Source organism: Agathobacter sp. (assembly GCF_977054825.1).
This window is the reverse complement of sequence record NZ_CDRTEH010000008.1, coordinates 1-20,691: the sequence shown is the minus strand read 5'-3', so window position 1 is coordinate 20,691 and position 20,691 is coordinate 1. Positions and strand designations below refer to the sequence as shown.

Annotated in this window: 25 protein-coding genes and 3 pseudogenes; all 28 read left to right on the top strand. The window is 33.6% G+C overall.

Annotated features, from left to right (window positions below):
- Window positions 1-4 precede the first annotated feature (4 nt).
- The gene (locus tag ACW6PM_RS08330) at window positions 5-634 is read left to right on the top strand and encodes a non-canonical purine NTP pyrophosphatase (protein ID WP_022122791.1); all 630 of its coding nucleotides are present in this window, start codon (window positions 5-7) and stop codon (window positions 632-634) included.
- Between the two features lie 10 nt (window positions 635-644).
- Complete coding sequence (locus ACW6PM_RS08325; protein WP_456056851.1) at window positions 645-860, top strand: hypothetical protein; 216 nt, start codon at window positions 645-647, stop codon at window positions 858-860.
- Window positions 857-1,615, top strand: coding sequence for a nucleoside phosphorylase (locus ACW6PM_RS08320; protein WP_179963173.1), 759 nt, complete (start codon window positions 857-859; stop codon window positions 1,613-1,615). The genes ACW6PM_RS08325 and ACW6PM_RS08320 overlap by 4 nt, the downstream gene beginning before the upstream one ends.
- 22 nt (window positions 1,616-1,637) lie before the next feature.
- The gene (locus tag ACW6PM_RS08315) at window positions 1,638-2,276 is read left to right on the top strand and encodes a hypothetical protein (protein WP_456056850.1); all 639 of its coding nucleotides are present in this window, start codon (window positions 1,638-1,640) and stop codon (window positions 2,274-2,276) included.
- A gap of 610 nt (window positions 2,277-2,886) precedes the next feature.
- Complete coding sequence (locus ACW6PM_RS08310) at window positions 2,887-3,243, top strand: plasmid mobilization protein (protein ID WP_175305155.1); 357 nt, start codon at window positions 2,887-2,889, stop codon at window positions 3,241-3,243.
- Window positions 3,244-3,389: 146 nt separating this feature from the next.
- Window positions 3,390-3,791 carry a replication initiator protein A gene (locus tag ACW6PM_RS08305; RefSeq protein WP_195231652.1) on the top strand — a complete coding sequence of 134 codons (402 nt, stop codon included), beginning with the start codon at window positions 3,390-3,392 and terminating at the stop codon, window positions 3,789-3,791.
- A 218-nt stretch (window positions 3,792-4,009) separates the two neighbouring features.
- On the top strand, window positions 4,010-4,267 hold the full coding sequence (locus tag ACW6PM_RS08300) for a hypothetical protein (RefSeq protein WP_117699325.1): 258 nt from the start codon (window positions 4,010-4,012) through the stop codon (window positions 4,265-4,267).
- Window positions 4,268-4,334: 67 nt separating this feature from the next.
- The gene (locus tag ACW6PM_RS08295; protein ID WP_175305153.1) at window positions 4,335-4,700 is read left to right on the top strand and encodes a helix-turn-helix domain-containing protein; all 366 of its coding nucleotides are present in this window, start codon (window positions 4,335-4,337) and stop codon (window positions 4,698-4,700) included.
- 170 nt (window positions 4,701-4,870) lie between these two features.
- Complete coding sequence (locus ACW6PM_RS08290) at window positions 4,871-5,863, top strand: ORF6N domain-containing protein (protein WP_175305152.1); 993 nt, start codon at window positions 4,871-4,873, stop codon at window positions 5,861-5,863.
- Between the two features lie 50 nt (window positions 5,864-5,913).
- A pseudogene (locus ACW6PM_RS08285) lies at window positions 5,914-6,395 on the top strand (recombinase family protein); the annotation flags it as partial.
- A gap of 181 nt (window positions 6,396-6,576) precedes the next feature.
- Window positions 6,577-7,368: a hypothetical protein gene (locus ACW6PM_RS08280; protein ID WP_456056849.1), complete on the top strand. Its 792-nt coding sequence runs from the start codon at window positions 6,577-6,579 to the stop codon at window positions 7,366-7,368.
- Window positions 7,369-7,399: 31 nt separating this feature from the next.
- Window positions 7,400-7,546: a hypothetical protein gene (locus ACW6PM_RS08275; RefSeq protein ID WP_456056848.1), complete on the top strand. Its 147-nt coding sequence runs from the start codon at window positions 7,400-7,402 to the stop codon at window positions 7,544-7,546.
- Window positions 7,515-7,841 (top strand): annotated as a pseudogene (locus tag ACW6PM_RS08270) (recombinase family protein); the annotation flags it as partial. The gene ACW6PM_RS08275 and the pseudogene ACW6PM_RS08270, both read left to right, overlap by 32 nt.
- A gap of 35 nt (window positions 7,842-7,876) precedes the next feature.
- The gene (locus tag ACW6PM_RS08265; RefSeq protein ID WP_456056847.1) at window positions 7,877-8,788 is read left to right on the top strand and encodes a coiled-coil domain-containing protein; all 912 of its coding nucleotides are present in this window, start codon (window positions 7,877-7,879) and stop codon (window positions 8,786-8,788) included.
- Window positions 8,788-9,339: a Bsp6I family type II restriction endonuclease gene (locus ACW6PM_RS08260; RefSeq protein WP_456056846.1), complete on the top strand. Its 552-nt coding sequence runs from the start codon at window positions 8,788-8,790 to the stop codon at window positions 9,337-9,339. Before ACW6PM_RS08265 ends, ACW6PM_RS08260 begins: the two co-directional genes overlap by 1 nt.
- Before the next feature lie 515 nt (window positions 9,340-9,854).
- Window positions 9,855-10,370 (top strand): hypothetical protein, encoded by a 516-nt coding sequence (locus tag ACW6PM_RS08255; protein WP_456056845.1) that lies wholly within the window; start codon window positions 9,855-9,857, stop codon window positions 10,368-10,370.
- 53 nt (window positions 10,371-10,423) lie between these two features.
- Window positions 10,424-10,639 carry a DUF262 domain-containing protein gene (locus tag ACW6PM_RS08250; protein ID WP_456056888.1) on the top strand — a complete coding sequence of 72 codons (216 nt, stop codon included), beginning with the start codon at window positions 10,424-10,426 and terminating at the stop codon, window positions 10,637-10,639.
- A 25-nt stretch (window positions 10,640-10,664) separates the two neighbouring features.
- Entirely contained in the window at window positions 10,665-10,907 is a 243-nt protein-coding gene (locus tag ACW6PM_RS08245) for a hypothetical protein (protein WP_456056844.1), read from the top strand.
- Window positions 10,908-11,209: 302 nt separating this feature from the next.
- Entirely contained in the window at window positions 11,210-12,118 is a 909-nt protein-coding gene (locus ACW6PM_RS08240; protein WP_117992965.1) for a restriction endonuclease, read from the top strand.
- Window positions 12,087-12,881, top strand: a complete 795-nt coding sequence (locus ACW6PM_RS08235; RefSeq protein ID WP_456056843.1) for a 5-methylcytosine restriction system specificity protein McrC — start codon at window positions 12,087-12,089, stop codon at window positions 12,879-12,881. Before ACW6PM_RS08240 ends, ACW6PM_RS08235 begins: the two co-directional genes overlap by 32 nt.
- Window positions 12,881-13,021 carry a hypothetical protein gene (locus ACW6PM_RS08230; RefSeq protein ID WP_456056842.1) on the top strand — a complete coding sequence of 47 codons (141 nt, stop codon included), beginning with the start codon at window positions 12,881-12,883 and terminating at the stop codon, window positions 13,019-13,021. Before ACW6PM_RS08235 ends, ACW6PM_RS08230 begins: the two co-directional genes overlap by 1 nt.
- 12 nt (window positions 13,022-13,033) lie before the next feature.
- Window positions 13,034-13,213, top strand: a complete 180-nt coding sequence (locus ACW6PM_RS08225; RefSeq protein ID WP_456056841.1) for a hypothetical protein — start codon at window positions 13,034-13,036, stop codon at window positions 13,211-13,213.
- Between the two features lie 12 nt (window positions 13,214-13,225).
- Window positions 13,226-14,026: a GIY-YIG nuclease family protein gene (locus ACW6PM_RS08220; protein ID WP_456056840.1), complete on the top strand. Its 801-nt coding sequence runs from the start codon at window positions 13,226-13,228 to the stop codon at window positions 14,024-14,026.
- Between the two features lie 19 nt (window positions 14,027-14,045).
- The gene (locus ACW6PM_RS08215; RefSeq protein ID WP_456056839.1) at window positions 14,046-14,768 is read left to right on the top strand and encodes a hypothetical protein; all 723 of its coding nucleotides are present in this window, start codon (window positions 14,046-14,048) and stop codon (window positions 14,766-14,768) included.
- Window positions 14,769-14,939: 171 nt separating this feature from the next.
- A complete protein-coding gene (locus ACW6PM_RS08210; RefSeq protein WP_456056838.1) occupies window positions 14,940-15,599 on the top strand; it encodes a hypothetical protein in 660 nt (219 codons plus the stop codon).
- A complete protein-coding gene (locus ACW6PM_RS08205) occupies window positions 15,592-20,004 on the top strand; it encodes a hypothetical protein (RefSeq protein ID WP_456056837.1) in 4,413 nt (1,470 codons plus the stop codon). Before ACW6PM_RS08210 ends, ACW6PM_RS08205 begins: the two co-directional genes overlap by 8 nt.
- 263 nt (window positions 20,005-20,267) lie before the next feature.
- Window positions 20,268-20,546, top strand: coding sequence for a hypothetical protein (locus ACW6PM_RS08200; protein WP_456056836.1), 279 nt, complete (start codon window positions 20,268-20,270; stop codon window positions 20,544-20,546).
- A 33-nt stretch (window positions 20,547-20,579) separates the two neighbouring features.
- A pseudogene (locus ACW6PM_RS08195) lies at window positions 20,580-20,691 on the top strand (response regulator transcription factor); the annotation flags it as partial.

The following is a 20,691-nucleotide window of genomic DNA, read 5'->3' as shown; positions in this document are numbered from 1 at the left end:
CGATATGAGGGTTTTATTAGGAACAACAAATCCATCAAAGGTAAAAAGATTTTCGGATTTGTTAAAAGGGTATGATATTGAATTTATTACTTTAAGAGATATCGAAGTTATAGAAGAACCTAAGGAAATGGGGAATACACCAGAAGAAAATGCTATTATGAAGGCAGAGTTTTATGGACAATACTTTGATGTTGTTATTTGTAATGATTCTGGATTATATTTTGAAGAACTGGATTTTGAGGATTTGCGTCAGCCGGGACTAAATATTAGAACACCTATGAATATGGATAGACTGTCAGATGAAGAGATGATTGATTACTATTCAAAACTTATTGCAGGGCTTGGAGGTAAAGTCACAGCATATTACCTAGATGGAATTGCAGTTTATAATCACGGAGTAATTTCATCGTTTATGGACAATATGGCAGCTCAAAAAAACGGATTATTCTATATGATTGATAAAGCTTCATCAAAAAGATTTGAAGGATGGCCTCTTGATTCATTATCAATCAATAAAGAAAACGGCAAATATTTTGTTGATGGAAGTATTGAAGAAAGCAAAGAAAATATCATAAAAGATCAATATCAAAAGAGTGTCGTAGATTTTTTGATTAAGTCTTTACATATAGCATAGTATAGGAGAAATGAGACAACTGGAGTTTCCTAAGAATATTCAGGCAATTGTCGGCGGAAAAGAATATTCGCTAGATAATGCTGTCTTAAAAATCTGGCCGGAAAGTGAAGAAACAAATGGCGAATATGCAAGTGCAATAAGAAGTTTCAAACACAATTTGGATATTCAAAAGATATACATAAATTTTGATATAAAAGATACTATTGAGAGGCCGAATGACATTTGAAGGAGAAAATAGTGGACAGAAATAATGCATTAACAGATCCTAAGAAACTTGTCAGAGTAGAATTAAAAAATGCTGGATTTGATATTGATAAAATCAAAATACCGGATAGAGTATATCTTCTTGCTGATGACATTTTTGATGAAATGGTGTCAAGAAATGTAGGAGAATATAGATATCCATTAGGTGGGAAGTTGTATGTGTTTAATAAAAATGAAAACATTGGTTTTATAAAAGGGCATATGTGCTCGCCTGCGATAGCTACACAAGCGGAGGATTTAATTGCCGGAGGCGTTAAAGAATTAATTCATGTTGGTTATGCCGGGGGCTTACGACCAGAATTAGTTCCGGGAGAGATTATTCTTACGGACGGTGCTTTTAATGATACTGCAGTAGCAAGGTTGTACGGATATGATTATGATATAATTCATTCATCGAAGGATTTGACGAACGAGATTGAATCAATGATAACAAGTGCAGAAATACCATATAAGAGAGGAATTCACTGGACAACGGACGCAGGTTATAGAGAGACGTGGGGACAAGTCATGGATTATCGGGATAAAGGAGCACTTTGCGTTGAAATGGAAGGTGTTGGTTTGTTTACAATAGCTAATTATAGAAAATGTGTGGCAACAGGTATATATGTTGTTTCTGATGTGTATTCAGAGAATGATTGGAAACTTGGATGGGAAGGCAATGATATTAAAAGAGCTGTTGGTGCTGTTATTGATATGATAATTGAGTCTATAAGATAGATTGGAGTGTGGTAAGATAGTCGTGAAGTTTGAAAATGTTTATTTTATTAATGGGACAGCATATGCTGGAAAATCCACAATGGTAAAACTTCTGGCAGAAAAATATGACGGAATCGCCTGCGAAGAAAATTATCAGGATAGACTTTTAGAAAATTTGGATACCAAGGAGTTTCCTAATCTTACTTACACAAGAGATTTACAGGATTGGGGTGAATTTGTCAGAAGAACTCCAGATGAATATGAGGCGTGGGTAAATGGAGTTACGAAAGAATGTACTGTCTTAGAAATTGAAATTTTAAAGGATTTAGTTTCCAGAACAAAGAAAAAAATATTTGTAGATACTAATATTTCGGTTGAAATTTTACATGAAATTTCAGATGAAAATCATGTTTTGATTATGTTAGCAGATCCGAATATTTCTGTGCAGAGATTTTTTGAAAGACCAGATAAGGAAAAACAGTTTTTATATCAGTTGTTATTGAAAGAAGATAATTCTGAGGAGGCTATGATAAATTTCAGAGAATGTCTGAAAAGAATTAATTTACAGGAAAGATATATGATGTTTCAAAAATCTGGATTTAATGTAATAACAAGAGACGAAAACCGTAGTATTGATGAGACATTTGCTTTGGTAGAAAATATGTTTGGATTAAATAGATAAAGTCGATACAATGTCTGAGAATGTTAATGCGGAGCAAGGTGTTAGTGCGCATTGACAGACTTTTGGTAAAGCCGGTTCAGGTGGCGGTGAAACTGATGCCGGATGCTGAGATGGAACCGCCGTATGATGGTGCGAAAAAATGATTCTGGTTGATGATGTGGATAATCGGCAGTTTCTGTGTGAATTGGTTGAGAGCATGTGGGAAGAATTGCTTAAGAAGAAAGAGAAAAATTGCACGTAAGACTTGACAAAATCGAACAAATATTCTATATTAACAGTGGAGATTTTATACCCAAAAGTAGAAAATACGAATGTACAAATGGAGCTCAAGCCCTTGTGGTTTGGGCTTTTTCTAATTTTGTAGAAAATCTGAGAACAACTATTTCTAAAAAGTCAATTATCATTTTGTAATGGAAAATAGACAGAATTATTCACAAAACTGTTTGTACAATACTAACAAATTTTTGAGCGTATATAGTCTTGTAAAAGTGGCAGCATGGCAATCGAGTAACATCGGTTGCTTTTTTGTTGCCTAATTTTAGAAAGTCATCAATTGTCCCGATAGAGTGATTTCTAAAAAATAAAGTAAAAAGAGTGGAGGAAATGCAAAGTGAAAGAGTATTCAAAAGGTATTTATGTGAAATTTAAACCAGAGGAGGTGGAAATACTGCATGATCGGATGAAGGAAGCCGGAGTTCAAAATATGAGTGCGTATATCAGGAAGATGGCGATAAACGGGTATGTAATAATCCCTGAATGGCCTGATTTGAACCGGGTAATATCTTTACATACAAGGATTAGTAATAATCTCAATCAGTATGCTAAGAAAGCAAATGAAACGGGGAAGCTGTATGAAGAGGATATTGCAGAAATAAAAAAGATAAATAATGAGCAAACAGAGCTTCTAAAAAAGGTACTTGAAGTAGTTATTCATCTATATGAGGAAGATTCAAAGAAGAGAAAGTGAATTGATAAAAAGCGTTAGCGTGGCTCTGCGGTTTATCTGCAGTTCGAGGGGATTGGGGCATTTTCCCCAACAAGCAAAAATGCGCCGGGTATATACCGGGGCACTGCTTGCCAATTTGAGAAAAAATGAAAGGAAGGACTTTATTTATGAGAAATTTAGAAAAAGAACAGAGGCTTGGAAGAAATGGAATAGAAAATCTGTGCATTAAGCCGACGTTTAATTACTGTACTGGTGAAGAGCAGTTTACTTTCTTCAAGTTACCAAAATGTCTAATAGATGATGCATGCTTTTTGGGGTTGTCAATAGATGCAAAACTTTTATATGTAATCTTTTTAGATAGGGTTTCATTATCTATAAAAAATGGATGGGTGGACGAAAACGGAAGAGTATTTATCTATTATTCTGTAATAAATATTTGTGAGATATTGAATTGTGGAACACAAAAAGCCTGCAAGTTATTGGACGAACTGGAGACATTCGGGGCACTTGAACGTAGGAGACAGGGACTTGGAAAACCTAACAAGCTCTATTTAAAGAAAGTGTTTTGAAAGATATCCACATAAGAAAAAATCAAAGCACATAAGACGTAAAAACCACAGTCAGAAATTTTGATTTTTACGATTACAGAGTTTTTATTTCTACAGGTCTGGAACTGAAAAAATCAAAATCTAATAAGACTAATATTAACAATACTAATTTTAATAATATCTATCTTATCCTATCTGAACGAAAGAATAGTATCTTGGATAGGATATGATGGATAACAATGGCAGAAAGGATTTCAATTATGATTAAAAATAAAGTGGTTATAAAAGAAAGAGATGCATGGAGTGATTTGGCGAATTTTATTGGAGAAATGGTGGCAAAGTATGCAGACGCAATGGAACTGGACCAATTACCGGATCCTGATAATTATCTTCGTATGAAGAGAATAAAACAGTTGTACATGGAATTATATAAAACAGAAAATATTGAGAAATTCAGAAGTATTATCATTTCTATTGAAAGAAATGCTGCGGCATGATAGAATGACCGTATAAACGGAAATAAAAACGATAAATACGGATATAAAATATAACGGAGGAACACACATGATTATCAGTGAAAGAATTTTTTACATAATGGAGCAGAAGAACATGAGTCAGTTGGAACTGTCGAGAAGAACTGGGATTGCAACAAGTAACATTAGTGATTGGAAAAAGAAAAAGACGAATCCAAAAGCAGACTGTCTGTTATCCATATGTGACGCATTGGATATTACACCGGAACAGCTTTTAACGGGAAAAGGAATTGATCCGGAGTATAAAGATGCAGATATGGATTATGAAGTTACCAGGTCGGATATTAAGATATTGAAGCAGATTCATAGCCTTGAAGACGAGCAGTATAAAAGATTGATGGCATATATGAAGGCATTGCAGAAACTGGAGCAGATGGAAAGCATTGTGGAAAAATAGTCTGTGAAGTCACAATTGACCGAGTTCTTTGAGCGATGGATGCTTCTTGTCCGAAGAGCAAGAAGATGGAATATACAAGGAATGCTAATAACAAGGGATGTGTGATTTCATAGCAACAGAATAGAAATCAGCAATTTATAGAAATTGTAATCGATTGGTTGGGAGGAAGAATGGAAGGAACAAAAGAATTGATTACTACAGATGCTATTCGGAGTAAGGTGTACATACTTCGTGGACAGCAAGTAATGTTGGATCAGGATTTGGCAGAAATTTATGGTTATCAAGTTAAAAATTTAAATCAACAGGTAAAACGTAATTTGACAAGATTTCCAGAAGATTTTATGTTTCAACTAACTAAAGAAGAAGTGGAATTGGTGAAATCACAATTTGTGACTTCACGGAATATAAATTATTTTGAAGGGCAAGAAGGAGGGCGTAGAAAATTACCATACGCATTTACAGAACAAGGAATTTATATGCTTGCGACAGTTCTTCGTGGAGAATTGGCAGAACAGCAGAGTATATTTATAATGCGTACTTTTAGGGAGATGCGTCACTATATTAGTCAAAATCAACAGTTTGTTACTAGAAATGAAATGGAACTTTTAACAGCGAAGGTTGGAACGATAACTGAGAGACAGGATCGAATGGAGAAAAAGGTAGAGTTCATTCAAAAAGATGTGACCATTTTAGCAGATAACTTTATTACTGATAAGGATAAAAAGGATTTTGTTATTTATAAAGGACAGAAGTTAGAGGCTGACATTGCTTACATAGAAATCTATCAGCAAGCAAAGAAATCAATCTATGTTGTAGATGATTATATGAATGCAAAGTCATTACAACATCTTTCTCAGAAGGCTGATGGTGTGGAGGTTGTTTTGTTCACAGAAAATGGAAAAGGTGGGAAGGGGTTTCTTACAAAATCTTTAGTGACAGATTTTCAAAATGAATATCCTTCTCTTCAAATTAAGCCTAATCCTGATTGTCATGATAGGTTAATTGTACTTGATTATGGTGAGGAGACAGAACTGGTTTATCACTGCGGAGCATCCAGTAAAGATGCAGGGAAGAAGCTCTGTGCAATTAATCAGATTACAGAAACCGCAATTATTCATCCGGTAATAGATAGATTACTTTTGCTGCCGGATAAACAAATATAATCTGCAGTCGATTTTTTCGACCGCAAAATTGATGTTATGAGGTGATCAGAATGTCTAAAGAGAAAATAAAAGTGTATCTTTACACCCGTGTCTCGACAACCATGCAGATAGATGGCTATTCTCTGGATGCACAGAAAACAAAAATGAAAGCGTTCTGCGACTATAATGAATATGAAATTGCCGGTGAGTATGAGGATGCAGAAAGCCCGGCAAATCAATAGAGGGAAGAGTTTCATTTAATCAGATGATGGAGGATATTAAGTCAGGAAAAGATGGAGTATCTTATGTTCTTGTATTTAAACTTTCCAGATTTGGAAGAAATGCGGCAGATGTACTTGCAACATTACAAGTAATGCAGGATTTTGGAGTGAATCTGATTTGTGTGGAGGACGGAATAGATTCATCCAAAGATGCCGGGAAGCTTATGATATCTGTTCTGTCAGCAGTGGCAGAGATTGAACGCGAGAACATTCGTGTTCAGACAATGGAAGGAAGGATGCAGAAAGCCAGGGAAGGTAAATGGAACGATGGCACGGTAGATCCGTTTAAGCTGACCTTTGTTATGAAAGGGAATGGCAACAGTGTTGTCCCGAATGCAAAGGAATGGTTCAAGGTTGAAAAAAGTACAACAAAGACCGCATAGATTGTGGTATAATTTCATTAGTTATATATTGTACAGATTATAATAATGAAGTATGGAGGAGGGATAGACTATGAACATTAGTATGCCTTTGATTTCGCCACTTTCAAGAAAGTATTTTAACTATGCGCAGGAAAAAGAAAATAGAAAGCATTACAGAGCAGAAGATATAAGAATTTGTATTGAGTATATATGCGATGAGATTGTATATGAATTTGTATCTGAAACAGATAAAGGAAAGTGGAATGATTATGATTTGCATGATAAATTGACGACATCTAAGCAATTTATGGATAAAACCGTAGTGAATAGGCTTATAAAAGCTAAAACTGTGGGAAATAAAGGCGTTCATAAAGGTGAAGAAGGAAAATATACCGAAGCAAATATAGAAAAAGCAATTGAAGCAGTAAGAGAATTTTCCTTAGAAGTATTTGTTGCTTATTTTAAGCATAACGGATTTGGAATAGTAACAAATTCATGGATGCCTACAGCTTTTAGCACTCTTCCACCAGTATATAGAGTGGTTATTCTGAAGCGGTATTATGCATCAGACAATTCGATTATTGTTATAGATAAACTTTCAAAAGCATATACAAAAGCAGGATTGGGAGATGAGGCAAATGAGTTTTTAAAAGAATGCTACGATAAAAAAGAGTTAGACATGGAACAATATGGAGTTTTATTGAATGATGTTGAATTGCTAAAACGTAATCTTGATAAATTGCCAATAGCAAATGACTTAGAAACAGCCAAGAATAATTTCAACAGTTTGATTGAGGTAATTCCAGAAGAAAACAGGGATAGCTTTATCTGCCTTATATCTACAATACTGAATGGATATAGTGGAACTAATAAATCAAAATAAATATAAAAACATTCATAAGGAGGGCTTGATTATGGCTGATCAGACTTTTACATTGAATGTTAGTGATGAGATGAAATTAGACGATGAAAGACAGAATTGTGTAGGAATGGAGAGTGACGAAGAATTGTATTCTTCTTCGGCAAGCGACGCATGTGGAGACTGTATGTCTTTTGTCTAAACTTCATGAAGCAAAACATCATGAAAGCGTGAAACTGGATATGGATGAGATGGATATTACTTCTGCTGAGAGTAAGGCTACGTATGAGGAAATTAAGAAATATGTGCTGGAGGAGACAGGACTTAAGGTATCTAATCTGTATATTGCGCAGGTAAAAGATAAGCATGGATTGGAGAAGAGGGAGAATTATAATCTTTCAAAATCGGAGGATGCAAGACAGCCAAAATGCCCAAAGGAGAAGGAAAAGGCGATTGAGGATGCGTTGAGGCATTTTCAGATGATATTATTGCATTAGCAAATTTCTAGTAAATATTACGTAAGGAGAAAATGATGGATATAAAAAAGACAGATGTTTTTAGCGGCATAGGTGTCTTCACAATCCAAATGATTGCGAATGGAATATGGTATGCTTTTCAAAAAAATAAAATATTTTTAATTATTGGAATAATATTTGCAGTAATTATATCTATTTTTATTGTAATTATTATTGGTCTAAGAAGAAAACTAAGGGTTCAAGAAGAGTATTTCGATAAACAGATTGAAAATTTAGGAATTGATAGTCTGAAAAAAGAAAAAGATGAACTACTAGAATCAATAGCTTCTTTAAATGATAGAATAAATGATGTGGAACGTGAAAGAGATGATATAAATCAAGAAATTGATAGCTTAGAACAAGAAATAGAATTACTAAAGAATAAGTGCGAATATTACATAAATACAGCTTCAGTTAATAGAAAAATACTTTATTCTTTAAAAAATAGAAAGAAATATGAAAATATAGAACTACAAGCTCTAATCGCAGAGATAGAATATATTTTTCGGGATGATGTTTTTTCAAAGAATGCAAAAATGAATACAAGTATCTTTTTACAAGATGATAAAGGACAGTGTAAAATTTTAGTATCAACTAAGCATTCACCTGGAACAATAGATAAATTACGTTTAGATAATGGTTCTTTGGTTGGGACTGCTTTTAAGGAAAAAAGAATAATCTATTGTGGGGATATTGATAATAGAAAGGCCGATGTACCATTTTTAGATTTAGATGATGATAGACAGTATCAATCTATATTGGCTATACCATTGAGTGTAGACGATACGACAGAGTTTGTATTAGTAATAACATGTACAAAAATAAATTGTTTACAAGCAACATTCAATAAGTATCAAGATGTTATTCAGAGATACTTAGAATTATTATGTATTTTATTATTTATATCTTTCAATCAGGAGGAATTATAATGATAAGAAAAGAGAATTATTTAGATATTTTGGAGAGAGAAACACCTATAAACATAATACAATATGAAGAAGAGGATATGTTTTTATTACAGAAATTATATTCTGATTGGATGAACTTGAATGAAAAAATAAAGCAAATCGGCGGAAGACCTAGTAGTTTGCCACCAGAGTTTGTAGAAGCTTTAGTTGCGTATAAAATGAGATATTGGAGAATTGATAATATGAGTGTCGGTTTTGACTGTTTTGACCCAAACGCACCAAAAGGAAAAAATCGTATTGAAATAAAATATGCAACAGGACGAATGGATTTTTCTAGCTTTTCACCGGAAATCAAATGGGATAGATTGAATTTCGTGAAATTTTATAATGAATCACCTGAAGACTGCTATTTTGAGGTTTATGATATTGATATTCAAATGATATTTGAGGAATCGGAGCGCTTTGGAAGGTACATATATGATAGACGGGGATTAAGACCACGCATTAGTGTTATTAGGGAGTTGATTGAAAGAGGAATATATAATGAAAAAAGAGAGTTTTCTTTGTTTTAGATCTAAAACAAAGAAATATGTTTATAGCAGGAGCTGATGTGCTGAGCCTTTGCGCATATATCTATTAACAACGGAATATTTCGAAAGCTGCAAGAGGAAAGTTTCCTGTGCTGTAACGGACATTCACCCTTAACGCAAGTGTATGATGTACTACAAAGTCTCGGTACCAGTGTTTTGGGGATAGCTGTCTTTTCTGCAGTTCTTTATAAACTAAATGTAGCTGTAATACTATTTATTGTTGTGATGTATCATCGAATACTATCAAAAGTGTTGAAAATGGCAGAAGGGCAATGAGTCTTGATACATATTTGAATATTGTTCATGAGAAAGTTATCGTGGAATTCAAATCCGGCACAAGCGTGGATATCCACAGGTAAATACAGTTCAGATTATTGGCGCCTCGCTTCGGCGGGGGACTTTTGTATATACTCAAAAGTCGATTAGTATTGACAAAATACTAATAAAACAGTTATACTGGATGGTAGATTATTGTACCTTTTGAGAGGCGGTGTAGTATGGAAAAGAAAATTTGTTTTGCTGTAGATTCTGATATATATGAGAAGTTTTGCCTTGCATTAAACCTTACAAATGAGAGTGAGAATGTAGCTATTGAAACCTGTATGCGTTGGTATATTGCAAAATCGTTTGAAAAGGCCTCTCAGGAATACAATCCAAAGGCTGCAAATAGGGCTAATGAAAGCAAAGATTATTACGGAAAAGCAATTCAGCGTATTCCTATATGGTCATTAAAACCTACTCAGTACAACCACAAAATTATCAGAGCATATTTCGAGGCAGTAGATATTGCCGGAGAAGCTACTTTGACAATGATGGAGAGGCTGTGTAGTGATAAGAATCATCCCGACCTGTATGTTCCGACTTTCAAAAACAACTACTCACAGATGAAGATTGACGGTCCTAAATCACATGGAAAAGTTTTTGAAGATGATGGTGAAAGAGTATGGATTTGGAGTGAGGTTGAGACAGTCTTACTGCAATACAAAAATAGCTTTTATCAGGGAGGGGAGTAAACATGAGCGTATTAATTGACAGCAGCGTTACGATATATGAGGTTATTTAGAATATAAAAGATGGCAAGTACGTAATGCCTGAGTTCCAAAGACAGTATGTATGGAGCATGGAGCAGATTGAAAAGCTGTGGGACTCCATTCTTTTGGATTATCCGATTGCTACATTCCTATTCTGGCATGTCGATGATGACAATGTAACATGGGATACTTATTTCTGTAATTTCCTATCCTCTGTTACATTTATTAGCTTATACATATTCACAAAATAACTATAAAAAGGAAGTAACAAAGCAGATGGATACATGGTTAGATTCAGTTAGAAATCTAAGAAATTATTGCGCGCATCATTCTATGGTGGTTGGTATGACTTCTTCTGTGGTAATTCCAGATAATAGGGATAGTGCAGATGTACTTCCGGATAATACAAATCTTTATTCACGATTATATGCATTGAAGAAAATATTACCACAAAAAGATGCTGATATGTTGGCAGAGGAATTAGAAAAACTTATTTCAAAAACAAAAATTGATATATAAGATGAATGTATTACCAGCGAATTGGAAAGAATTATATGATAAAACACTGTTCTTATAGGAATAGTAAATTAGTTTGAGAATATAATAAGAATGACCGTAGGAAGGCAAGGGTAATGCCTGAATCCAAATATTCCATTGGCGGGTAGGCAGCTAAGAGGATTAGCTGCCTAGAGACTATGAAGAAAAGTCTGTAAATAATCATTTATCAGAGAAATAATTATGATGATATGGGCTATCATATTACAAGAATATTGGATATTATTTAATAAATAACAAATATGCAAAGAAAAGGAAGGCACATAATGTTTTACGATACATTAAATACAGAGGAACAAGTTTCATACTTAATAAAGCCAATCATAGAAGTGCTACAAGAAGCCGGTGGTCAATTGGAGAGAGCAGAAATTAGGGATAGAATTAGTGAAAAAGACGAGAAGATTGCTGAATTTGAACAAAAGCTATATACATCTAATAAAACCGGTTCTAAATATAAGAAATTTGATTTTAAGTTTAATTTTGCTCTTAAAGAGTTAAGTTATTTGGGATTCCTTACATATGTTAGATATAAACCACTTGTGACATTAACGGAAAAAGGAGCCGCTGTTGATGTTTTAAATTTTGATGTTAAGAAGGAAGTTCGAGAAAAGGCAGCTGTTTATTGGGAAGAAAAATCAGCTAAGAATAAAGAGAAGAATAGTGTAATGCCAAAAGAAATCGAAGATGAAAACAGTATAAATGCTGATGATATATTGGATGATGTTAAGGTCAAATTGCAAAGTGCAATAGCAAATATGTCTCCTAAGAAATTTGAACAATTCTCGAGAGCATTACTGACTAAAATGGGAGTACAGTTTACGGATAAGGGTATTAAAATATCGAATGATGGTGGAATTGATGGATATGGATATCATACAGACGATGATGATTTCAGAACAACCAGAGTTGTAATTCAATGTAAACGATATAACACAGCTCCTGTGAGTGAGCCTGATATAAATCAGTTTTTGGGGGCTATGAATAAATTTCAGGCAGATTATGGAGTGTTTATTACAAATAGCAGATTTACTAATGCAGCAAGGGAGGCAGCAAGAGAAGGTACACCAATAACGTTAATTGATGGCAATGATCTGGTAAGGCTTGTTATTAAGTATGAACTTTATATTACACCTGTAACAACATATGTACTTGATGACTTTTATGATGAAGAATAGTTACGTCGGTTATATTAATAGAAAACATGGTGTCATTGAAACTACAATTACGTTATTGATTAAGCAAGGTAATGTGAAGATTGAAAATAAGTCAGTTTTGAAAAAAGACTTGTTGTTTTTTGATAGCGTTGATTACATTGAGCCTTCAGCAATCAAATGTGATAAAATTCGATATCAGAGGAATAATCAGAGTTATAGGATGCTATTGAACATTTGTAGACTTGTGATTGATGGATTATTACTTTCTACTGAGCAGGGAATGATAAAGATGGCTACATTCCTTGATGATCAGAGAATGAGTCATCTTTATGAAAAGTTTATCCTTGAATATTTCCGGTATCATCATCCAGAATTAAGGGCTAATCCGGATCAGGTACAGTGGAACCTTGATGATGACAATGATACGTGGCTTCCAAACATGATTACTGATATAACGCTTAAATCGAAAGATGGAAGAGTTCTAATCTTAGATGCAAAATATTATGGTCAGCAGATGCAGTCAAACTTTGATGTTCAGACATATAGAAATGCCAATTTGTACCAGATTTATACTTATGTAAAGAACTGGGATAAGGACCAGATTGGCAATGTAGCTGGAATGCTTTTATATGCAAAGACAAGTGAAGAGTTCCAGCCGGCTAATCAGTTTTCGATGGGAGGAAACAAGATAACAGTTGGTTCTTTAGATTTGAATTTACCCTTTAATGAAATAGCTGGTCAGCTAGAGAAGATTGTAACTGATTATTTTGCGGAGGCAGTTTAATGGTTGGAAATTATCCGGTAGTAACCCTATGTGGAAGCACACGTTTTAAAGATGAATTTATGGAAGAACAGAAGAGACTTACATTAGAAGGTAATATTGTTATAAGTGTAGGACTATTTGGACATTCAGGTGATCAGTAAGTTTGGGAAAATATGGATGAAGGAACCCTGACAAAGACAAAAGAGATGTTGGATGACATGCATAAGCGAAAGATAGATATGGCCGATTCTATTTATGTTATTAATGTGGGTGGTTATATCGGAGAGAGTACACGATCTGAAATTGAGTATGCACAGAATCACGGCAAAAAGATATCATATTTGGAAAAATAAAGGAGTGAGGGAATGAAGGTAAAAGATGTATTGCCGTTTTTAAAAGAAAAGGAATTAGAGTTTAAAGTGCACTGTGGAAGAGGCTCTACAGATACATTTTTACCTTTACGTTTGTTTCTTCAAGATCAATCAAAATATAAAGTATGGCAGGAAGAGCAGACGCAGAAAAATTTTCAAAGAAAATATATTCTGTCACTTATATATTGGCACAAAGATGAATGGATTTTTGCGGGAATATACGAAAGTATCTCTGTGAAAGAAACACCAAATGGTCCATTTCAATATAGATATGATACGAAACTTGTTAATATTGGCACTGACTTAATTGGCAAGATGATAATTGGATTTAAGAAGGATTTTCGAGCATCATATCTTTGTCTAGAGAACTATATTGAAGATTTCGAGGTGCTCGAAATAACAAGAGATGTCTGCAAGACAGAATTTCCAGGTTATGACAAGGTGAATGTTACCTGGGAAGAGTTATCAGGCCTAATTGATACTGATGCTTGGAAAACTGCGCTCGCAAATCAAAAAGGAGTGTATCTTATTACGGATTCTTCAAATGGAAAGAAATATGTTGGCTCTGCAACAGGTGAAAATATGATTTGGGGAAGATGGAAGGATTACATAGCCAATGGAAATGGTGGAAATATTGAGTTGAAGAGTTTTGATTTTGAATATATTCAGAAGAATTTCAGATATAGCATCTTGGAAATATATAAAAGTACAACAGATGATGATGCGATATTAGAGAGGGAATCCTGGTGGAAAGAGATCTTAATGACTCGACAATTTGGATATAACAAGAATTAGAAATCATAGAGAAGGGGGAATGCTTTCAAAACTAGAAAGCAGAAAAGAATGTATGGAGCAAATTGAACTTATACAGCATTGGAATTATTTTTGTTCCCTTGCTGAACGATTGGATGATACAAAGCATTATATAGACCATGGTTTGCAAGAATATGATGGAATAAGAGAACTTGTACATGGAAAAGTATACTCTGATATTTTTAAACAAATAATTGTTTTAGCAGCCTCTGAATTTGAAATAATGAGTAAGGCCTTATGTAGTGCTAAGGGAGTAAAAACCAAGAGGATAGGAGATATAAGCGAAACAATACTAGGAGTATTCCCTAAAATTATTGATTTTGAAGTAAGTACACCTTTTTGGATTAATACACCTTTACATGATTGGAAGACGACACGTATTGATAATGGAAAGAATGTAAAAGTAGAAGGATTGGACTGGTGGTTTGCATATAATTCGATAAAGCATGACGAAAAGGAATCTATAAAAAATGCAACACTTGAAAATGCAGTATTAGCATTGGCTTCACTTTATATTATTGAAATTTACCTAATGAAAGAACTGTTTGGAAATATGAGTATTATTTACACATATCCGACAGTATATTTTAAATGCAAGTATTTGCCCCATCCTGTTAGCAGCGGAGAAGGATTGTTACCGGATGAAGGCGGTTTATCCCCAACAGAAAGATATAAAAAAGAATGTCCTGAACTTTTTAAAAAGTTTGAAGCGGAATTAAAGTAATTGTGAGAAAAATGGTTGTGACAAGTTGATATAACATAATTTTTTTTAGTTAGGTTCCAAAGAAGTACCGGTTAAAAGCTGTTTTTCAGATGTCATAAGAATCTGCTTATGTCCAGCCTATAACAGGCTGGACAATTTATTATAGATTAATACAACAGAGAAGGTGGTATTATGGATTCAATATTAGTTTTTGATGATTTTAAGCATTGTTTTAGGGAATTAGACACCTCAAATTATAATGATGATTTAGTTGTAGGATATGTTTTTTTTACAAGAGATGCTATAAATGTCATTGAAAAATATTACAGAATAATTGGTTACATAATATGCGATGATAAGGGCGTTTATTATCCGATTGATGTGAGAAAAAATGATATAGCCATATTGGAAGGAACTTATAATTGCATAGAGGATGAATTAAAGAAGGAATTGGTGCCATATAATATAAAGATCGCACCAGCAGAGGTATGGAGTCCTTTCTTTTTTCGTTGGCAGTTCATGTGTGATTGGAATGTTTTTGAAACTTGTGGAGATTTTATAAATATAGCCTCAAAAATAATAGGAAATGAGAGGCTGATGAAGAAGATTATTGATGACAAAATCGATTATGTCCTTCCAGTAAATTATAAAGAATTATCTCAAATGGTACGAGGCTTGAATAAATTATTTGGAGTAGAATTTTATAATAAGGATTATTACGAAGAGGTAAACTATTTATTTGATTCGCTTGTGAATGGATACCATATAAATATGTCTACAGAAGAAGTTGAGACGTATTGTTATCAATTATGTAATTACGTTTTGAAAAGAATAGAGGGAGAACATGTATAATTCGGGAATAGGTACACCATATTGGTTTGAATGGGAAATTGGAATACTAGAATGCTTGAATATGCTACAAGATACATCAATTGAATCAGTAATACTTCAATCAACTGATTTTCAGGTATTAGATGATGTCGTAGTAAATTATAGTGATAAAAGCATTTTAAATATTCAAGTAAAACATACAGATGAAGATGCTAATTTCACATATTCTTTTTTAGCTTCTGGGAAAAAGCCTTTACTGAATACGCTGGCTTTAGAATGGAAGAATAATAAAGATAATTATAATTTTAAAGGTATTCAAATTGTAACAAATAAAAAATGGGGTCCGCAGGAAATAGATGGAAAGTGTTCAATGGATGACTTTATTTCCAAGGTGTTTCCATGCTTACAAGATAATTATAATTATACTTCGGCAAAGCCTAATGAGCAGAAGGCTATCGAATGGTACAGAGAAAATTTGGAGATAAATTTAGATTCTAATGAGGCGGCGTGTTTCACTAAAATTTTCTCTTTTAGAAAAGAGTCGTGTCTTGCTGATGTGGAAGAAAAAATACGTGTGAAGATTGGCGAAATACTAGGAACAGATAATAGTGATGCGATAGATTTTTGCTTAAATAGTCTTCTTTCTAAATTGAATATATGGGCAACATCAAGAAGAGAGAAGCAGGAAATAACAAGAGAAAATGTATATGGAGCATTATGCTATACCGAGCCGGATGTTCCTTCATATGAACTATGTCCAGAAAAACCGATACTTCCTTCTCGACAACGGTTTGGGGAGACCTTTATAGATGACATTAAAAAGAATAGTAATCATATCATATTCTTAGAAGGATTACCGGGCTGTGGAAAAACAAATTTTATAAGTTATTTATCACAGATGAATGAGTCTATAGTTGATTTTAGATTTTACACATATCTCCCAGTAAATAAAGTAGATGGTTCATATAGTGATGATGAAGGCTTTTATTTAGGTAATATTTTGTGGAGAAGTATTCTCGTACAGCTTAAGAAAAAATTTGAAGAGAATAATTTATTATCTGTTGTAAAGTTTCCACTTATATACCAATTTATGTCTGTTTCTGAAATGCGGGAAACGGTAATACATTTCCTACCGGAATATGCAAAATGTATAGGAAGGCCTTGCTACTTTTTTATAGATGGATTAGATCATGCTGCAAGATCAAAAGATGCACGAAATTCATTTTTATCTCAATTGCCAAGACCAGAGGAAATCGGGGATGATTTTTATTTTGTCTTGGTCGGACAGCCTATAAATGATGGTTATCCGTCTTGGATGAAAGATAATAAAGGTATTACATATTACAGCATGCCGGCTTTGGATACAGATGATGTTGTTATATTATTAGAGCAAAGCGGTGTGGCAGAGAATACAGTCGATATGGAAAACTTGGCGAAAACCGTTATTTCAGTTATTGGGAACAATGTTCTTAATATAATATTTGCAATTCTGGAATTGAAGAAAATGGTATTGCCACTTTCCTTCGAGGCAATAGAGAAGGAACTAAATAGTAGGTTTTTAAATAAACAAATTGATAAATATTACGAATGGATTATTAGTTCGCAGGAAAAAAGCCTTTTGCTATACAAAATTGAGGCAATTATGGCGTTTTCAAGTAAACGTATTAACGCTTATGATGTGGCTCAAATGTGTGGAGTTGAACACGACGAGGCGGCGTTTGTTTTAAATGGCTTATATCCAATTATTGTATGTGAAGGCGATAGATACTTCGCTTTTCATAATGATGTAAGGCTTTTTTTACAGAATGCAATTATTCACAATTCAAATATAAAAGGAATTACCGAATCAATAATTAATCGAATTAAACAGGATAGAGAATTATGGAAATATCGATATGATATCTCTTTTAATTTACTAGTATCTTGTAAGGCCACTGATGAGGTGTTGAAACTGATTGATGTTGAATATGTAATGGATTCAGCATTATATGGGATATCGTTTGATAGGATACTTCAGCAGTTTATACTAGCGCACCAATTGCCAATGGATAATCTTGAAGAAGTATGCATACATTCAAGTGCAGTGTCTCTTTGTTTGGCACAGTATGCAAATTGCATACAGTATTATGCAAAAGAATCGGATTATTTTGAAGCACAAAGTATCAACAAAAAGACTAAAGCGGAAAAATATTGTTTGAATATTAAGAATGATATAGAACAAATCATTTTAGATATTGATTTTGCTGCTAAGGCTGGGTTTGAACGTGGACGTAAACTTTTTGATGAATACCTCAGCGGATATAATATAGAGGAATTGTTAAGCGGGGAGCTAAAAAAAGAAACGCTTGTTAAGGCTGGATATATATATAGATGCTATGGCGCAGATTATATGGAGGCTCTTACTGGAAATTCTAACGATTATGTTTATTTTGTAGATGGATGGCTAGATGCTAGTGTATGTCGTACATCAAAAGAAGATATCAGGCAAACATTCACTTTTAAATGGTATAATCCAGATTCATTGTATGAATATATTCATCAGATTGCTGAAGAAAAGAATCTTGAGAAAGAATCATTTGACGAATTATTGGATATTCTGTTAGGAATGTCTGCACCTATAGAAATTATTATCGAGATTTGCACGTATGGACTATTAAACTCATATAAATGCGAGGCTGGGATAGAATATGTTAGTAACCATTTAAATGATATTAAAAAAATTGATAGCAATTATAAATACGAAGATTTAAGAATAATTTCATTGATTAAGGCTAAACTGTGCCTGTTTGGTAGGATTGAGGAGGCATTAATAGAAAAATGTTATAAAGAGATATTGAATCTAACTCATAATGGTGAATCTCAAAGAGGTTACAAACCGGCATTAGCACAGTATGATATTGCAAAGCATGTTAGTGAACAATTCTATTCGTCGGATAGAAAAGAAGTATTGTCGAAAGATGATATATTTTCATTGATGTATTTTGCGGATAAGTATGGTCCTGGATCCGTGAATGATTGTAATGGATATACTGTTATGAGATTTTTACGTAAAGTATTGGTGAGCTTTTCCGAGCATAACCCCAAGGCAGGAATTATCGATACTATTTGTAAAGCGGTCGTTCAATGTTTGGAATGGGAGAAGACTCGATTTGTTCCAGAGTTTAACAAGTTGTTCTGTATATCCAATGCGCATGCTGAATTTCTAAAAGTTGCAGAATATTGGTGTGGCATTGATGGAGTGGCTTGGAAATCAGAATACGATGAGATGGAAGATTTTTGTAAATACATAATACCGGCATTGGAATACTTTGGAGAAAAAAATTTTATAGAGGAAATACGAGAAAAACAGAAATATAAAATGTTTGGATATGTTGGAAGAAAAGACTATTCGTTAAATGGTTTACTTGATTGTTATAAAAAACTTCCTCTGAATGAAGAAAAATTATGCTGTTATGGTATGAGACTGTTTTCTGTTTCAAATTTAGCGGATTCTATTGGTGATAATAGGTTTTCAAGCGAAGTTGATAGAGAGTTGCTAGAGGATGCAGTTAAATTGGGATATAAGTATTGTAATGCATTATTTGAGTTAAAAAATCACCCTAAAGATTTAGTTTATTGGAGAATGAAAGTTCTTGATTCTCTATATTGCAATATAGATTTGATTTCTGGTGATTCTGAATTACTTGCATTATACAAACTTACAAATTCATGGATTAAAGTGAATATAGAGAATGATAGAGAATACAATCGATTGGAAACCTTAAAAAGTTACAATTATGAAATTATTTCTCGCATTTCAAGTCATGAAATACGAGAAAAGCTTATGGCTAAAGGATTGTATGATAAAGCGGAACAGAAAGATTTCTCTGTAGAAACAGGAAGGGACTATAATCTCGAAATTATCAATCTTTTGAAAGAAGATGGATATAATGAAAAGGCAGAAGGAGTAATTCTTACACAAATAGAAAAAAGAGAAATCGGATTACATAAGCTGATTATGGAGGCTGGGGATATTATCGAGCCAAAACATATGGAAGAATATGTAAATAGATGTGTTGTTAAATTTATTCTATCTGAAAGCAAGTATGGTTATATTGGTAGCGGAATTAGCGATGTATTTGAACGTTACTATGAGATGTTCAATGATGATACATGGATTCTTTTATTTGAAAATATAGTAACTCGATTCGCAGAAAGTGATTATGGCACAATTGCCTCGTTATGGGGAGATTTTACAATTTTCTCAATTCATTACCTTTCAAGAAGAGATAAAGATAAAATAAAAGCTTTATTCGATTGTTTATGTAAAACTCATGAAAGTCTTTCTTCGGCGAATGGAAGAGTAAAAATAAAAGAAGAAAAACTGATCTTAGATGAGAATATTACGTCGCTCTCTGATATGGTAAATTTTCAGCTTAATATATGACTTAGGGTAAGTTACTTATTCTTAGGAAGGAGGGGGTGGCAAATGAGTGATGAATGAGTGATGAGATGTTTGCTGGGATTGACATAGAATTTGCTGAATAATATAATGGGTATGGATCATCAATGTTGATGGTGCATGCCCATTTTTTGCCAAATTTTAAAATAAATTATTGATATTTTCGTAGGTATGTGCTAGTATTATTGTAGACCGTAGGAAGGCGAGGGTAATGCCCGAATCCAAATATTCCATTGGCGGGATTAAGAATGGTATATCCATTCTTTTTTTTTACTATGAAAGAGGGTGTAACGGATGCCGAATACAGAATTACCAATAGATTGGGAAACACAGGTCGTGTTAATGAAAAAATATGTAAGTTTCCGCCAAAGAAAAAAGATGAGGGATTTTCTTGGATATGCAGGATATTTCAGAGCAATCATGACTTGTTGAATGATAATAATATGTGTTCTTTTGAAGAACACGAGGCAGAAAATGTGTGTTTCAACAAAGATGCCGTATCATGTGGAGACATTGAAGCATTTTAAGATGAATAGTTAATAAAGAGAGGTGCATATGCTATGCCAGGTATACTCGTGGTTGAAGATGATGAAAATTTAAATCGTGGAATTACATTCTCACTGAAAAAATCCGGATATGAGGTTTTTTCAGCAGAATCCGTGAAAAAAGCGA

Excerpts from the sequence above, each read along its gene's own strand:
- ACW6PM_RS08330 (WP_022122791.1), top strand. The coding sequence starts at position 5 with ATGAGGGTTTTATTAGGAACAACAAATCCATCAAAGGTAAAAAGATTT.
- ACW6PM_RS08325 (WP_456056851.1), top strand. The coding sequence starts at position 645 with ATGAGACAACTGGAGTTTCCTAAGAATATTCAGGCAATTGTCGGCGGA.
- ACW6PM_RS08305 (WP_195231652.1), top strand. The coding sequence starts at position 3,390 with ATGAGAAATTTAGAAAAAGAACAGAGGCTTGGAAGAAATGGAATAGAA.
- ACW6PM_RS08300 (WP_117699325.1), top strand. The coding sequence starts at position 4,010 with ATGGCAGAAAGGATTTCAATTATGATTAAAAATAAAGTGGTTATAAAA.
- ACW6PM_RS08295 (WP_175305153.1), top strand. The coding sequence starts at position 4,335 with ATGATTATCAGTGAAAGAATTTTTTACATAATGGAGCAGAAGAACATG.
- ACW6PM_RS08290 (WP_175305152.1), top strand. The coding sequence starts at position 4,871 with ATGGAAGGAACAAAAGAATTGATTACTACAGATGCTATTCGGAGTAAG.
- ACW6PM_RS08280 (WP_456056849.1), top strand. The coding sequence starts at position 6,577 with ATGAACATTAGTATGCCTTTGATTTCGCCACTTTCAAGAAAGTATTTT.
- ACW6PM_RS08275 (WP_456056848.1), top strand. The coding sequence starts at position 7,400 with ATGGCTGATCAGACTTTTACATTGAATGTTAGTGATGAGATGAAATTA.
- ACW6PM_RS08265 (WP_456056847.1), top strand. The coding sequence starts at position 7,877 with ATGGATATAAAAAAGACAGATGTTTTTAGCGGCATAGGTGTCTTCACA.
- ACW6PM_RS08260 (WP_456056846.1), top strand. The coding sequence starts at position 8,788 with ATGATAAGAAAAGAGAATTATTTAGATATTTTGGAGAGAGAAACACCT.
- ACW6PM_RS08255 (WP_456056845.1), top strand. The coding sequence starts at position 9,855 with ATGGAAAAGAAAATTTGTTTTGCTGTAGATTCTGATATATATGAGAAG.
- ACW6PM_RS08245 (WP_456056844.1), top strand. The coding sequence starts at position 10,665 with ATGGATACATGGTTAGATTCAGTTAGAAATCTAAGAAATTATTGCGCG.
- ACW6PM_RS08240 (WP_117992965.1), top strand. The coding sequence starts at position 11,210 with ATGTTTTACGATACATTAAATACAGAGGAACAAGTTTCATACTTAATA.
- ACW6PM_RS08235 (WP_456056843.1), top strand. The coding sequence starts at position 12,087 with ATGTACTTGATGACTTTTATGATGAAGAATAGTTACGTCGGTTATATT.
- ACW6PM_RS08230 (WP_456056842.1), top strand. The coding sequence starts at position 12,881 with ATGGTTGGAAATTATCCGGTAGTAACCCTATGTGGAAGCACACGTTTT.
- ACW6PM_RS08225 (WP_456056841.1), top strand. The coding sequence starts at position 13,034 with ATGGATGAAGGAACCCTGACAAAGACAAAAGAGATGTTGGATGACATG.
- ACW6PM_RS08220 (WP_456056840.1), top strand. The coding sequence starts at position 13,226 with ATGAAGGTAAAAGATGTATTGCCGTTTTTAAAAGAAAAGGAATTAGAG.
- ACW6PM_RS08215 (WP_456056839.1), top strand. The coding sequence starts at position 14,046 with ATGCTTTCAAAACTAGAAAGCAGAAAAGAATGTATGGAGCAAATTGAA.
- ACW6PM_RS08210 (WP_456056838.1), top strand. The coding sequence starts at position 14,940 with ATGGATTCAATATTAGTTTTTGATGATTTTAAGCATTGTTTTAGGGAA.
- ACW6PM_RS08205 (WP_456056837.1), top strand. The coding sequence starts at position 15,592 with ATGTATAATTCGGGAATAGGTACACCATATTGGTTTGAATGGGAAATT.
- ACW6PM_RS08200 (WP_456056836.1), top strand. The coding sequence starts at position 20,268 with ATGGTATATCCATTCTTTTTTTTTACTATGAAAGAGGGTGTAACGGAT.